Source organism: Streptomyces lancefieldiae (genome assembly GCF_031845825.1).
Lineage (GTDB): Bacteria > Actinomycetota > Actinomycetes > Streptomycetales > Streptomycetaceae > Streptomyces > Streptomyces lancefieldiae.
The window spans coordinates 1-13,313 of the sequence record NZ_JAVRFH010000049.1 but is presented as its reverse complement, the minus strand read 5'-3'; the positions used below and the strand labels follow the sequence as shown (position 1 = coordinate 13,313).

15 protein-coding genes are annotated in these 13,313 nt (G+C 73.6%); 9 read left to right on the top strand and 6 right to left on the bottom strand.

Annotated features, from left to right (window positions below; all coding sequences use genetic code 11):
* Positions 1-14 precede the first annotated feature (14 nt).
* From RM812_RS32650 to RM812_RS32640, 3 genes are read right to left on the bottom strand one after another with little or no spacing between them, the layout of a single operon-like run.
* Positions 15-539, bottom strand: a complete 525-nt coding sequence (locus RM812_RS32650; RefSeq protein WP_311580855.1) for a roadblock/LC7 domain-containing protein — start codon at positions 537-539, stop codon at positions 15-17.
* Positions 540-577: 38 nt separating this feature from the next.
* A complete protein-coding gene (locus RM812_RS32645) occupies positions 578-1,363 on the bottom strand; it encodes a hypothetical protein (protein WP_311580853.1) in 786 nt (261 codons plus the stop codon).
* Positions 1,360-1,767, bottom strand: coding sequence for a hypothetical protein (locus RM812_RS32640; protein WP_311580850.1), 408 nt, complete (start codon positions 1,765-1,767; stop codon positions 1,360-1,362). The genes RM812_RS32645 and RM812_RS32640 overlap by 4 nt, the downstream gene beginning before the upstream one ends.
* A gap of 260 nt (positions 1,768-2,027) precedes the next feature.
* On the opposite strand from RM812_RS32640, the gene RM812_RS32635 reads away from it, so the two are divergent.
* A complete protein-coding gene (locus tag RM812_RS32635) occupies positions 2,028-3,134 on the top strand; it encodes a YihY/virulence factor BrkB family protein (protein ID WP_311580848.1) in 1,107 nt (368 codons plus the stop codon).
* A gap of 11 nt (positions 3,135-3,145) precedes the next feature.
* Here the strand turns inward: RM812_RS32635 and RM812_RS32630 are convergent, their stop codons facing one another.
* Entirely contained in the window at positions 3,146-3,940 is a 795-nt protein-coding gene (locus RM812_RS32630; RefSeq protein ID WP_311580846.1) for an SDR family NAD(P)-dependent oxidoreductase, read from the bottom strand.
* A 199-nt stretch (positions 3,941-4,139) separates the two neighbouring features.
* Here RM812_RS32630 and RM812_RS32625 point away from each other — a divergent pair, with 199 nt between their 5' ends.
* The 7 genes from RM812_RS32625 to tgmB all read left to right on the top strand — a co-directional run bounded on the left by RM812_RS32625 (position 4,140) and on the right by tgmB (position 11,131).
* Complete coding sequence (locus RM812_RS32625; RefSeq protein ID WP_311580843.1) at positions 4,140-5,294, top strand: hypothetical protein; 1,155 nt, start codon at positions 4,140-4,142, stop codon at positions 5,292-5,294.
* Between the two features lie 257 nt (positions 5,295-5,551).
* Positions 5,552-6,118: a (2Fe-2S)-binding protein gene (locus RM812_RS32620; RefSeq protein ID WP_311580841.1), complete on the top strand. Its 567-nt coding sequence runs from the start codon at positions 5,552-5,554 to the stop codon at positions 6,116-6,118.
* A complete protein-coding gene (locus tag RM812_RS32615) occupies positions 6,115-7,107 on the top strand; it encodes an FAD binding domain-containing protein (RefSeq protein WP_311580838.1) in 993 nt (330 codons plus the stop codon). Before RM812_RS32620 ends, RM812_RS32615 begins: the two co-directional genes overlap by 4 nt.
* A gap of 25 nt (positions 7,108-7,132) precedes the next feature.
* Complete coding sequence (locus RM812_RS32610; RefSeq protein WP_311580835.1) at positions 7,133-9,256, top strand: xanthine dehydrogenase family protein molybdopterin-binding subunit; 2,124 nt, start codon at positions 7,133-7,135, stop codon at positions 9,254-9,256.
* A gap of 241 nt (positions 9,257-9,497) precedes the next feature.
* The gene (locus tag RM812_RS32605; RefSeq protein ID WP_311580833.1) at positions 9,498-9,818 is read left to right on the top strand and encodes a YkvA family protein; all 321 of its coding nucleotides are present in this window, start codon (positions 9,498-9,500) and stop codon (positions 9,816-9,818) included.
* A 118-nt stretch (positions 9,819-9,936) separates the two neighbouring features.
* Positions 9,937-10,128, top strand: a complete 192-nt coding sequence (tgmA, locus tag RM812_RS32600) for a putative ATP-grasp-modified RiPP (RefSeq protein WP_311580831.1) — start codon at positions 9,937-9,939, stop codon at positions 10,126-10,128.
* Positions 10,129-10,144: 16 nt separating this feature from the next.
* The gene (gene tgmB / locus RM812_RS32595; RefSeq protein WP_311580829.1) at positions 10,145-11,131 is read left to right on the top strand and encodes an ATP-grasp ribosomal peptide maturase; all 987 of its coding nucleotides are present in this window, start codon (positions 10,145-10,147) and stop codon (positions 11,129-11,131) included.
* 108 nt (positions 11,132-11,239) lie between these two features.
* On the opposite strand, the gene RM812_RS32590 is transcribed toward tgmB, so the two are convergent.
* Positions 11,240-11,455, bottom strand: a complete 216-nt coding sequence (locus tag RM812_RS32590; RefSeq protein ID WP_217140378.1) for a hypothetical protein — start codon at positions 11,453-11,455, stop codon at positions 11,240-11,242.
* Between the two features lie 108 nt (positions 11,456-11,563).
* Positions 11,564-12,025, bottom strand: a complete 462-nt coding sequence (locus RM812_RS32585) for a hypothetical protein (protein ID WP_311580822.1) — start codon at positions 12,023-12,025, stop codon at positions 11,564-11,566.
* A 264-nt stretch (positions 12,026-12,289) separates the two neighbouring features.
* Between RM812_RS32585 and RM812_RS32580 the strand changes: the two genes are divergently transcribed.
* Positions 12,290-13,288, top strand: coding sequence for a GlxA family transcriptional regulator (locus RM812_RS32580; protein ID WP_311580818.1), 999 nt, complete (start codon positions 12,290-12,292; stop codon positions 13,286-13,288).
* The last annotated feature ends 25 nt before the right edge of the window (positions 13,289-13,313 follow it).

Below are 13,313 nucleotides of genomic sequence, written 5' to 3'. Positions count from 1 at the left end.
ACGCGATCGGTGGATCAGGTCGGCCGGCGGTCGCCGCCGGCCCGGGCAATCGGTTGGTGTGTGGGGCGCGGCGGGGTGCGCACCGGCAGGGTGCCGATGGGACGGGCCGTGTCCGCGAGCGGCGTCGTGACGTGTTCGCCGGACGGGGGACGGCCACGGTCCTGACCGAGGTGGGCGACGACCAGCTCTCCGATCCGGGCACCGCTGCGCCGCCCCTCCAGGTGCAGCCGGCCCACATTGACCCGGCCGTCGGCGAGCAGGGTGAGGACGGCGGCCGCACCGGCGGCGTACGTGGCGACGTAGCCGTCGGACCCGCGCAGCAGCAGTTCGCGGAACCCGCCGCGCGCGGTGGCGTCGGCCGTGCGGTGCGCGACACCGAGTGCCGCCGCGGTCAGCGCGGCGAGGCCCTCGGGTTCGGTGCCCGGCGCGTCATGGGCGAGGACGAGCCCGTCGACGGTGGCCGCGAGCGAGCCGGTCAACTGGGGGACGCGGTGGCGCAGTCGGTGCAGTTCGTCCAGGACGTCGCTCTCGACGGCCATGAGCAGTCTCCTTTCGGCACGCTGGCGACGCGCGCGGATCACAGGGCCTCCAGGGCGTCTCGGAGCCGTCGCAGCAGGGCCGTGTCCGGGTCGTCCCACACGACGCCGCGCGGCTCCGGGGCCGCCGCGAGGGACGTGGGGGCGGGCGGCGCGGCGGTGACGAGTCCGTCGGCGGCCAGGCGGCGCAGTTCGACGAGGGTGTGGTACGTGCGGCAGGCGAGCGCCGAGGCGATCTGAGCGGCGGTGCGGACGCCGTCGACCTGCGTCAGGATCCGGCCGCGCCGCACCGGCAGATCGGCGGTGCCGGCGTCGGTGACGCGGGTCAGGGGGACGGTGTCGATGTCGGGGTCCGGCCATATGCGGTCCAGCAGGGCACGGCGGCGGCCGGACTCGCGGACGACGACGTCCACCGGTACGGACCGGACCGCGCCGAGCCAGTGCGCGGCACCGGGCCGGAAGCGGTGCGCACGCGTGTCGTGGGCGAGGACGAAGTACGCGGCGTCGAAGAGCGCGCCGAGGTGGCAGAGCTCCAGCGCGCCGGCGGCGAGCCGACCGCTGTCCACGAGCCGGTGCCCGACCCGGTGCTGCCGTCCGCCCCGGTCGACCGCGTCCCACCAGCCGTCCGGTGGGACGGCGCCGCTGCCGGTGAGCAGTGCGCCGAGGTCCGGGGTGAAGGGGGACTCCACGTGCACGACACGGCCCGCCGAGAGGTAGACGATCCCCCACTCACCCGACAGGGCACCGGTCGCCCCGTCGGCCGCGAGCGCGCCGAGGGTCGCGGACGTCGTCTCGTACGTGGTCCAGCCGGTCGTGACTCCCGTCATCCGAGCACCAGACGATCCGCCATCCCGGCCAGTCGGATGCGGGCCAGGGCGAGGTTTCCGTCGTTGCGGTCCAGCCACAGGTGGAGGAAGACGGTGCTGTCGAAGGGGGTGCTGACGAACCTGAGCAGGTGGTAGGCGTCCGCGGTCGTGGCGATGACGTCCTCGACCGGCGGTTCCTTCTCCGGCGGGACGGAGGCCGAGTGGGCGCCGGGCGCGGACAGGGAGCCGCTCTCCGTGACGTGGCGGGCCAGTTCCGCGGTCTCCGCGGCCGTCGCCTCCCAGTCGCCGCCCGGTGCGTCGCCCACGGCGCCCAGGGCGAGCCCGCTGATCCAGTCGACCAGCGACGCGCCCCGTGCGCCGGGCAGTCGCATGGCTTCCAGCAGACTCTCGTCGATTCCGGGCACGCCGGATCCCCTCCCCTGCACGGCTGTACCGCGAACGTGACGCCGAGACTACGGAACGTGCACGCATCCGGTGAGAGCTTTGGCATTTTCCAGAGGTACGTGCGCGCGCTCCGGCATACTGCGTTGTTTCGGCCGTGCAGGGCAGGTCGGGCGGGAACTGTCCGCGCCGGCCAGGGATCCGCCTCGGGTGGTGGCCGCACACCGGGCGCGCATCCCGCGGACGAGGGCTTGAGCACGCCGGGACGGGCAACCCGGGGTGCATGGCCCGACAGCACCTCCCCCATCACGGGAAGCACACGAAGGACGGCACGCCGGCCGACACCCCCGCCGGCACGCCGGCCGACACCGCGGACGACTCGCCGGCCGGGGCGGCGCCCGAGGACTACGGTCCGCGGGCCGCCACCGAGCGTGCCGCCCCCGACTCCCCCACGCAGCTGCCGAAGCGCTCGTGGTCCGCGCTGCTGCGGCGTGTGATGGCCGAGTTCAAGGACGACGAGCTGACCGACCGCGCCGCCGCCCTGACCTACTACGGGATCCTGTCGCTGTTCCCGGCCCTGCTGGTGCTGGTCTCCCTGCTCGGGATCGCCGGGCAGTCCGCCACCCAGGAGGTGCTGGACAACATCCAGAAGCTCGCTCCGGGATCCGCGCGGGACGTCATCACCGACGCGGTGCGGCAGTTGCAGGCGAAGGCCGGTCTGGGCTCCGTGCTGGCGGTGGTCGGACTGGTGGGCGCCGTCTGGACGGCGTCCGGCTACGTGGCCGCGTTCATCCGCGCGGCGAACGCGGTCTACGACATGCCCGAGGGACGCCCGGTGTGGAAGGTGCTGCCGCTGCGGGTGGCCCTGACCGTGGTGCTGCTGGTGCTCGCCGTGGTCAGCGCGCTCATCGTCGTGTTCACCGGCGCACTGGCCCGGCAGGCGGGCACCGCGCTCGGCATCGGCGACACCGCGCTGACCGTGTGGTCGATCGCCAAGTGGCCGGTGCTGGTCGTACTCGTCACGTTCATGATCGCGATCCTGTACTGGGCCACGCCGAACGCCCGGGTCAAGGGCTTCAAGTGGGTCTCACCGGGCAGCTTCCTCGCCCTGTTGATCTGGCTGGTCGCCTCCGCGGGGTTCGCCTTCTACGTGGCGAACTTCGGTTCGTACAACAAGACGTACGGCACCCTGGCCGGTGTCATCATCTTCCTGGTGTGGCTGTGGGTGACGAACCTGGCCATCCTTCTCGGCCTGGAGTTCGACGCCGAACTGGCCCGGCAGCGTGTCATCGACGGCGGGCATCCGCCCGACCGGGAACCGTACGTGGAGCCGCGCTCCACCCGTACCTGGGACGAGGCGGACCGACGGCGCGCGGCACCGGGCGAGTGACCCCCGGCCCGCTACGGGAGGATCGAGTCGACGTATCCCCCGTCGACGCGGACGGCCGCGCCGGTGGTGGCGGACGCCTGGGGGGAGCTGAGGTACACCACGAGGTTGGCGATCTCCGCGGGCTCGATCAGCCGCTGGAGCAGCGACTGCGGGCGGTGTTCGCGCATGAAGGCGCGCTGGGCCTCGTCCCAGGGCAGGTCGCGGTCGACGAGCTGGTACACGAAGTCCTCGACGCCTTCCGTGTGGGTGGGCCCGGCGATGACGGAGTTCACCGTGACACCGCTGCCGGCCGCCTCCTTGGCGAAGCCGCGGCTCACCGCGAGCAGTGCCGTCTTGGACACGCCGTAGTGGATCATCTCGGCCGGGATGACGACGGCCGAGTCACTCGCGATGTACAGCACCCGGCCCCAGCCCCGTTCCCTCATCCGGGGGAGATGAGCGCGCGTCAGCCTGACGCCCGCGAGGACGTTGATCTCGAAGTAGCGGCGCCACTCGTCGTCGCTGATCTCCAGCGCGGGCACGGCGCCGAACACGCCGAGGTTGTTCACGAGGATGTCGACGTCGGGCAGCGTCTCGAGGGCCCGTTCGGCGCCCTCCTCGGTACCGAGGTCGGCCGCGACCGGAACGAACACGCCGTCCGGCACCTCGGCCCGCAGTCTCCCGACGCTCTCCGCCAGACGGGCGGCGTCGCGTCCGTTGACGCCCACGGTGGCGCCGGCCCGGGCCAGTCCGGCGGCGATCGCCGCCCCGATGCCCTGCGAGGAGCCCGTCACCAGCGCGGTTCGTCCGCCGAGGTCGAGGTTCATCGGGTCGCTCCTTCTCGTGCCGTTCGGTCGGTCGCCGTTCCTCCTGCCCACCCTCGCCCATGGCGTACGTCGCACCCGCCGACCGCACCGTGCACCGCGCCGGGGCCGCCCGGTCGGCGGACCCCGGGTGCTCCTTGCTGACCTGCGGCGACGATACTGGCCTGTGTCCGTGCCCGTGCCCCTGCTTCCCGATGGACTCATGCCGACCTCTTCCAGCGCCCGCCCCACGACTCCGCCCACGCTGTGGACCGCCCGCGGCCGCCACGTCGGATCCGCGGCGGAGGACACCGTCCGGCACACCCTTCAGCGGCTCAAGGACGGCCGCGTCATCGACGACTTCCTGGAGCTGCCCGAGGAGGCCGCGGACGACGGCAGCGCCGGCCCGCGCGTCTTCGAGGCGCGCTGGAAGGTTTCCGGGGCCGTCACCGTCCGGGCCAGGCTGCTCCTGGAGCCCGGCTCGGCCGGCGGGCAGGCGTGGACGCTGCTCGCGGAGGCCGAGGAGGCCTGGGACACCGCCTGGCCCTCCCCCGCCACCATGTTCTGGCCCGACGACCCGGACGTCACCTGGGACCGGGACGTCGCCACGGGACTGCGGCTGCGGGGCATCAACACCCTGCCGGACGACGACAAGGCCGTCCGGCGGCTGCTCAAGGAGTCCGGGCGCAGCCCGTGGAACATCCACGTCGTGGTGCACGAGGCGATGACCCCCGACCACCGCGGCCGGGTGCCGCTCGCGGACCGGCTGCCGCCCGGCCTGCGGCACCGGGTGGTCGAGCACCGCGCCGCGCCGCAGCAACATCGGGTCGTGAACTGGGCTCTGGAGGACTTCGGTGTCCAGGTGCCGCGCGGCGGCGCCGTGGTCCTGCCCGGCACTCCGGCACCGTCCGGCTACGACGCCCGGGAGTACTCCGTCCGCACCGTCTTCCTGGACGGCTCCGAGCCGGCCGACCTGATCGCGGCGGTGACGGCCTTCGCCGCGCTGCCCAGGCCGCTGCCGGACGGGACGGAGGACGCCCTGACCGCGCTGCGGGAGGACTGGCGGCTGCTGACCCTGGAGGAGGAGCTGGAGCGCGAGCGCAAGCTGGTGGCCATGTACGCCGAGGCGCTGGAGGCCATGACGCAGTCCCGGGACCTGTACCGGGAGGCGGCCGAACGCGCGACCGAGGCGCTGGCCGCGTACCGGGAGTCCGCCGGGGCGGCCCCCGCCGGGCCACCGCCGCCCGCGTCCCCGGCGCCGTCCCCGCTGCGGGGGCTGACCCGCACGCTGGAACGGTTCAGGGTCTCCGGCCGGCCACCGCGTCCCGACACCGGACGCCGGGAGACCACCCAGCCGTCGGCCGACCCCGGCGACTGACGACAGCCGGACCCGACTGACGACTGCCCACCACCGATCAGCCGACAACCGGACACGACCGCCGCCGGGCCGAGGCACTCCGGTGGCATCCGCCCCTGCCCCGGCGGGCGACGCCGCGGCGCGCCGGCGAGCGACGACGGCGTGGCAGGCGTGCGACCGACCGCGGCGGGCTGAGGTCGCCCTCACGTGTCAGCGGGCGCAACCTGGATACGCGGACTGCACAGCAGCACGGCCCGTCCCGGAAGGTCATCGACGCCATGGACAGCCAGCACGAGAGCCCCACTCCCGCTTCCCGCCCGCCGGAGTCCTCCCGTTCGGAGACCACCCTCCGGGTCAACGGCAAACCGCACACTCTCATCGTCGACCACCGCCGGGTCCTGCTGGACCTCCTGAGGGAGGATCTCGGGCTCCCGGGCGCCAAGAAGGGATGCGACCACGGGCAGTGCGGCGCCTGTACGGTCCTGGTGGACGGGCGGCGCGTCAACAGCTGCCTGCTGTTCGCCGTCGCCCTGGACGGCTGCGAGATCACCACCGTCGAGGGTCTCGCCGGCGACGGCGAGGAACTGCATCCGATGCAGCGGGCCTTCCTCGAGCGCGACGCCTTCCAGTGCGGGTACTGCACCCCGGGCCAGATCTGCTCGGCCGTCGGCGTACTCGCCGAGGCCGCGGCCGGCCACCCGTCGCACGTCACCGACCCGCAGACCCCCTCGGGCGAACCCGTTGTGCTGGACCGGGAGGAGATCCGGGAACGGCTGAGCGGCAACCTGTGCCGGTGCGGTGCCTATCCGCGCATCGTCGACGCGGTCGAGGACGTGATCCCGTGAAGCCCTTCACCTATGTGCGCGCCGACAGCGTCGAGGAGGCCACCGGCGCGTTCGTCGCCCACCCCGGCGCCCGCTATCTCGGCGGCGGCACCAACCTCGTCGACCTGATGAAGCTCGGCGTGGAGACGCCCACGGCCCTCGTCGACGTCACCCGGCTCCCGCTGGACGCGGTGGAGGAACTGCCCGACGGTGCGCTGCGGGTCGGCGCGATGGTCCGCAACAGCGATCTCGCGGCCCACCCCGTCGTCCGCGACCGCTACCCGGCGCTGTCCCAGGCGCTGCTGGCGGGCGCCTCGGGACAGCTGCGCAACGTCGCCACCACGGGCGGCAACCTGCTGCAACGCACCCGCTGCCCCTACTTCCAGGACCTGTCCAAGCCCTGCAACAAGCGCGAGCCCGGCACCGGCTGCGGCGCCCTGGAGGGCGTGCACCGCGATCACGCGGTGCTCGGCCATTCCGACCAGTGCATCGCCACCAACCCCTCGGACATGGCGGTGGCGCTCGCCGCCCTCGACGCGCGCGTGGAGCTGCACGGCCCCGAGGGCACGCGGAGCGTTCCCGCCGCCGACTTCCACCGGCTGCCGGGCCGGCACCCGGAGCGGGACACGGAGATCCATCCCGGCGAGCTGATCACCGGCGTGGTCCTGCCGGCCGCGACGGGCGGGCTGCCCTCGGCGTACCGCAAGGCCCGGGACCGGGCGTCGTACGCCTTCGCGCTGGCCTCCGTCGCCGCCGTCCTGCACCTGACGGACGGAGTGGTGGACCGGGCCGGAATCGCGTTCGGGGCGCTGGCGCACCGGCCCTGGAGGGCCCGGCGGGCCGAGGACGCGCTGGTGGGCGCGGCACCCACGACGGCGGCGTTCGAGCACGCCGTCGATCTGGAACTCGCCGCCGCCGAGCCGCTGCGGGACAACGCCTACAAGGTGCCGCTGGCCCGCCGCCTCGCCCTGGACGTACTGGACCGGCTCGCCCCGCCGGCCACGACCTGACCCCGGCGTCCACGAGGAGGACTCCATGACCGGCACCGAGACCGTCCTGGGCGCTCCCGTCGAGCGCCTGGAGGGGCGGGAGAAGGTCACCGGCACCGCCCGGTACGCCGCCGAGTACGACGCCCCCGGCCGCGCCCAGGCCTGGCCCGTGCCGGCGGCGGTCGCCCGGGGCCGGGTGACCGGCGTCGACACCGCCGCGGCGCTCGCCCTGCCCGGCGTCGTCGCGGTGCTCACCCACGAGAACGCGCCCCGGCTGGCGGACCCGGAGGACCCCACCCTGGCCGTGCTGCAGAGCCCGCAGGTCCCGCACCGCGGCTGGTTCGTGGGCCTGGTGGTGGCGGAGACGCTGGAGGCGGCCCGCGCCGGCGCCGACGCCGTCCGTGTCACGTACGAGGAGGAGGGCCACGACGTGACACTGACGGCCTCCCATCCGGAGGCGTACGTGCCCGAGACGGCCAACGGCGGGTTCCCGGCCGTCACCGAGCAGGGCGACCCCGATGGCGCCTTCGACTCGTCGGCGACGCGGCTCGACGTCGAGTACCGGATACCGCCGCTGCACAACCACCCGATGGAGCCGCACACCAGCACCGCGCAGTGGGTCGGCGACCGGCTGGTGGTGCACTCCTCCAGCCAGGGCAGCAGCGCCGTCCGCACCGAACTCGCCCGGATGTTCGAGATGCCCGAGGACCGGATCACGGTGCGCGCGGAGCACGTGGGCGGCGGCTTCGGTTCGAAGGGCACGCCCCGCGTCGAGGTGGTGCTGGCCGCGATGGCGGCACGGCAGACCGACCGTCCGGTCACCGTCGCACTGCCACGCCGCTACCTGGCCGCCGTGGTCGGCCATCGCGCGCCGACCCTGCACCGGCTGCGCCTCGGCGCCGACCCCGACGGCCGGCTCACCTCTCTCGTGCACGAGGTGACGACGCAGACCTCCCGGGTGAAGGAGTTCGTGGAGCAGGCGGCGGTCCCCGCGCGCGTCATGTACGCCGCTCCCGCCCTGCGCACGCTGCACCGCGTGGTGCGGCTGGACGTGCCCACGCCGTCCTGGATGCGCGCGCCGGGCGAGTGCCCGGGCATGTACGCGCTGGAGTCCGCGGTGGACGAGCTGGCCGCCGAACTCCACGTCGACCCGGTGGAGCTGAGGATCCGCAACGAGCCGGAGACCGAACCCGACAGCGGCAAACCCTTCAGCAGCAGGCATCTGGTGGAGTGTCTGCGCGAGGGCGCCCGCCGCTTCGGGTGGCAGGACCGTGATCCGCGGTCCCGGTCCGCCGGGCCCCTGCTGGTGGGCAGCGGGGTGGCCGCCGCCACGTATCCGGTCATGGCGTCTCCGTGCGTGGCTTCGGCACGGGCCCTGCCCGACGGCGGTTTCCTGGTACGGGTCAACGCCACCGACATCGGCACGGGCGCCCGGACGGTGCTCGCGCAGATCGCGGCCGACGCCCTCGGCGCTCCCCTGGACCGGGTCCGTATCGAGGTCGCCGACAGCGACATCGGATTCGCCCCCATGGCCGGCGGCTCCTCCGGCACCGCCTCCTGGGGCTGGGCCGTCCACGAGGCGTGCGTCCGGCTGACCGACCGGCTGGCCGGTCACTCGGGGCCGCTGCCCGACGAGGGGATCACGGCGGACGCCGACACCTCCGGCACGGCCGACGCCGAGAGCCCCTTCGCACGGCACGCCTTCGGCGCGCACTTCGCCGAGGTCACCGTGGACACGGTCAGCGGTGAGGTGCGCGTGACGCGGCTGCTGGGTGTGTTCGCCGCCGGCCGCATCCTCAACTCCCGTACGGCACGCTCGCAGTTCATCGGGGGCATGACGATGGGCCTGGGCATGGCGCTGACCGAGGACAGCACGATGGACCCGGCGTTCGGCGACTTCGCCGAGCGCGACCTGGCGTCCTACCACGTGCCCGCGCACGCCGACGTCGCCGACGTTCAGGCGTACTGGCTGGACGAGGACGACGACCATCTCAACCCGATGGGCAGCAAGGGGATCGGCGAGATCGGCATCGTCGGCTCGGCGGCGGCCATCGGCAACGCCGTCCACCACGCCACGGGCATCCGCTTCCGGGAACTCCCGCTCACTCCGCACCGGGTGCTCACCGGTCTGCTCGAACACGAGCATCCCGCGGGCATGTTGGGGGTCTGAGCACGGCACGCGGTCCACGCCGGAGTGTCCGGCGTGGACCACGTGGCGCCCGGGGCCGGCGAAGCGGTCGGTCCGCGACCCGGCACGCCCGGGGCCGGCGGACCGGCCGCCCGCCGCGCCCTGCCGGTCGAGGAGTGGGCCACAGGGATGAGAGAGCCCTCCCGCCGGTCTTGCCGCCGCCGCGAACGGGCATCCGGGAGACAAGGCGCGTGCCGCGTGCCCGGTGGAGCGGAGGGGTGGGGTGGACTCGACCACAGTGGTGATCGCCGTGGCGGCGTCGCTCGCGGCGATCGTCCTCGCGACGGCGGTCGGCGTCCTGGTGCGCCTGGTCCGCACCCGGCGGGAGCTCGGACGTGCCGGGCTCCCCACCGGTCCGCGGTGGGTCTTCTGGGGGGCCGTCCTCTACTTGGTGCTGCCCGCGGACCTGGTACCCGATCCGGTCTACCTGGACGACATCGGTGTCCTGCTCCTCGCCCTGCGCTCCGCGCGAGGCGGTTCCGGGGGACCGCGGTCCGCGGACGGGCGACGGGGCACGCGCCCGCCCCGTGACTACGCAGAGTAAGGAAACCATTCACCCGTTCGATTCGTATAAGTCTCTGGAAGCCGAAGGAAGTCGGTGGACCGGGCGACGGCGCACAGGGGCCCTCGCCTGATCGGCGCAGCACCATCAGGGAGAGACGATGCAACCGTTCGCGCTCAACTACGCACGGCCCGCTGTGGAGTTGGAAGCCACCACTCCGTACGTCTACGACTCCGGGCTGCAGTTGAACGTGCTCCTCGACGGGCGGGTGGCCGCCGGTGACCACACGCTGTTGAGAGAACTGGGGACCACGACCTCCACCGCGGGGTCGAAGACTCACTTCGACGACTGACCACGGGCCGTCGACAATGACCGTGTTGATCCTGACCTGTGAAGAGGACGTCACCGCGGACATGGTGGTCGTGCACCTGAACGCGTCGGGAGTACCGGTGGTCCGCCTGGACCCCGCCGATCTGACGGACTCCGTCGCGCTCTCCGGCGAGTTCGTGCACGGCTCCTTCCGGGGCCATCTCTCCTCCGGGGGCCGCCTGGTGAGCATCGGCGGACTGCGTTCCGTCTGGGTGCGCCGGCCGGGCGGCGCGGCCACGCGTGCCGCCGAGCCCTCCGGCTGGCTGACCGAGGAGTCCGAGCAGGCGCTCTACGGCATGCTCCGCGACTGCGGGGCGCGCTGGATGAACCAGCCCGACGCGGCGCACCGCGCCCGGTACAAGCCCTGGCAGTTGCGGCTCGCCCAGCAGTGCGGGCTGCCCGTCCCGGCCACCCTGATCACGACGTTCCCCCGGGCGGCGCGCGAGTTCGCCGAGCGCTATCCGGACCTGGTGGTGAAGCCGGTCTCCGGCGCGCATCCACAGGATCCGCCGCTGGCGGTGCCGACCAGCAGGGTCCCGCCCGAGGCGGACTTCTCCGCCGTCGCCCACGGCCCGACCCTGCTGCAACGCCGGGTCGCCAAGCGTGCCGACATCCGTCTCACCGTCGTGGGCGACACATTGCTGGCCGCCCGGAAGACGGCCCTCGCGGGCCTGGTCCCCGACGAGGTGGACGTCCGCTTCGCCGCGTCCCGCGAGCCGTGGCGCCCCGCCGAGGTGCCGCCACGCGTCGCCGAGGCCGTCCGCGCCTACGTCCGTGCGGCGCAGCTGGCGTACGGCGCCTTCGACTTCGCGGAGGACGGCGACGGCACCTGGTGGTTCCTGGAGTGCAACCAGTCGGGTCAGTTCGGCTTCGTCGAGGTGGACACGGGCCAGCCGATCGCCCGCACCATCGCCGAGTGGCTGGCCCGGCCCGGCGCCGATGAGTCGGCGGACACGGACGGCACGAGCCGGACGGTCGGCGGGTGAGGCCGGCCCGGCAGGTCGCCGGCCGGTTGACGGGCTCGCCGGTGGGACCTGCACGGTCGGTCGCACGACGTCGTCCCCGCGCACGACCGCGAAGCGTGCCGACGCCCCTCAGTGCGGGCGCGGGCCCGGCAGCAGGGCGGTGCGCTGCCAGCCGGCGCCCGGGGACGGCCTGCGTTCGGCGCCGGGCAGGTGGCCGGGTGAGTGCAACGGGCGCATGACAACCTCCAACTCCCTGCTCACGCGCTCGGCCTCCCGCCGCACCTGCGTGGGGATGTCACCGCATTCGGCGACGAGTCGGTCGTAGATGGGGGAATCCTGGAACACCCGTCAACGTGCCTTTCGTGTCGTCCGCCTCCGTACGGAGGCGCGACTGAGCAGTCTAGGCGCCCGTCCACCCGCTCGTGCGCATTCCGTCCAGGTGGTGACGGCCACTCAGGCGCCGGTCGTCGAGCCGGGCCGGACGATCATGAGGACCGTGACGGTGGCCCACAGCAGGTTGAACAGACCGGTGAACATGGCGAGCCGGGCCGTACGGGCGCGCTCCACGGACTGCCGACCGGTCAGCTGCTCCAGGATTTCCTCCTGGCGGGGCAGGACGAAGGCGACCAGGATGCCGGCGGCCGCCGCGGTCAGGGTGATGGACGTGATGAGCCACGCGTCCTGCAGCACACCCATCGCGGCCGCGGTGGCGAAGCCGAGGACCGGCACCGCCAGCCCGAGCCCGGCGTAGACGCGGCAGATGCGGTGCAGCAGCCGTACGGTCCCCACGTCCCCGGCCTCGTCGGGCAGGCCCACGCGACGCACGGCCGGCGGGAACATGCTGGCCGCGACGGTGACGGGGCCGATGGCGACGATGGCGGCCAGGACGTGGAGGGACAGCAGGACTTTGGTCATCGGTCGGGCTCCGGAAGGCAGGTTCGGGCGGTGCGGTGATCGGCGCGGGGGACGGCGGGCGGCGGCACGCCTCGTCGTGCGAGGCGCGCCGCCCGCCGGAGCCACGTTAGGAAGCCGTCCGGTGATCGCACAGAGGCTGAAATGACAGCTTCCAACGGATTCTCGCCAACGCCTCCACCAGGCGGTGTCCGGCCGGACGGCCACCGCCGAGGGCTTCTGCCACGGACTTCTGCAGAGGGCGGGAACCCGCCTATCGTGGCGGCCATGCACTCCGTGGCGATCCTGGTCCTCGACGACGTGGTGCCGTTCGACATGGCGGCGCCCATGCAGGCGTTCGACTGGACACGGCTGCCCGACGGGCGCAGCCCCTACCGGGTCCGTCTGTGCGCGGAGTCCCCGGAGGTGCGCACGACGGGACTCGCCCTCCGTATCGACCGCGGCCTGGACGCTCTGGAGTCCGCCGACACGATCATCGTGCCGGGGCGTTCCGACGAGTCCGGCCCGCCGTCCGAGCGCGTCCTCGCGGCGCTGCGCCGGGCGGCCGGTGCCGGTACGCGGATCGCGTCCGTGTGTGTGGGCGCCTTCGTCCTCGCGGAGGCCGGGCTGCTGGACGGGCTGCGCGCCACCACACACTGGATCGCCGCGGCGGAACTGGCCCGCCGCCATCCGCGCGTCGAGGTGCGGCCGGACGTGCTGTACGTCGACAACGGGCAGATCCTGACCTCGGCGGGCGCCGCCGCCGGTCTGGACATGTGCCTGCACATGATCCGCCGGGACCTGGGGTCGGCCGTCGCCGCGCACGCCGCCCGGATGTGTGTCGTACCGCTGGAACGGGAGGGCGGTCAGGCCCAGTTCATCGTGCACGAGCACCCGCCCGTACCACGCGGCTCGGACCTGGAACCGCTGCTGGAGTGGATCGAGGACAACCTGGCCGGGGAGATCACCCTCGGGGCGATGGCGGCGCGCGCGGGGATGAGCGAGCGCACCTTCAGCCGCCGGTTCCGCGAGCAGACGGGCACCACCGCGCTGCAGTATCTGTTGCGGGCGCGGGTGCGGCGCGCCCAGTACCTGCTGGAGAACGGCGACCACTCGATCGAACGAATCGCGCGTCAGGCCGGGTTCGGGTCCCCCACGGCCTTCCGGGAGCGGTTCCGCCGGGTGGTCGGCACCACACCGTACGCCTACCGCGCTGCGTTCCACGGGAAGTCGGCCGCCCGCGAGGACCAGTACGCCGACCACGTTGAGCACGACCCAGGACAGTGAGCCGAAGCGGCCGTTGACCAGGTCC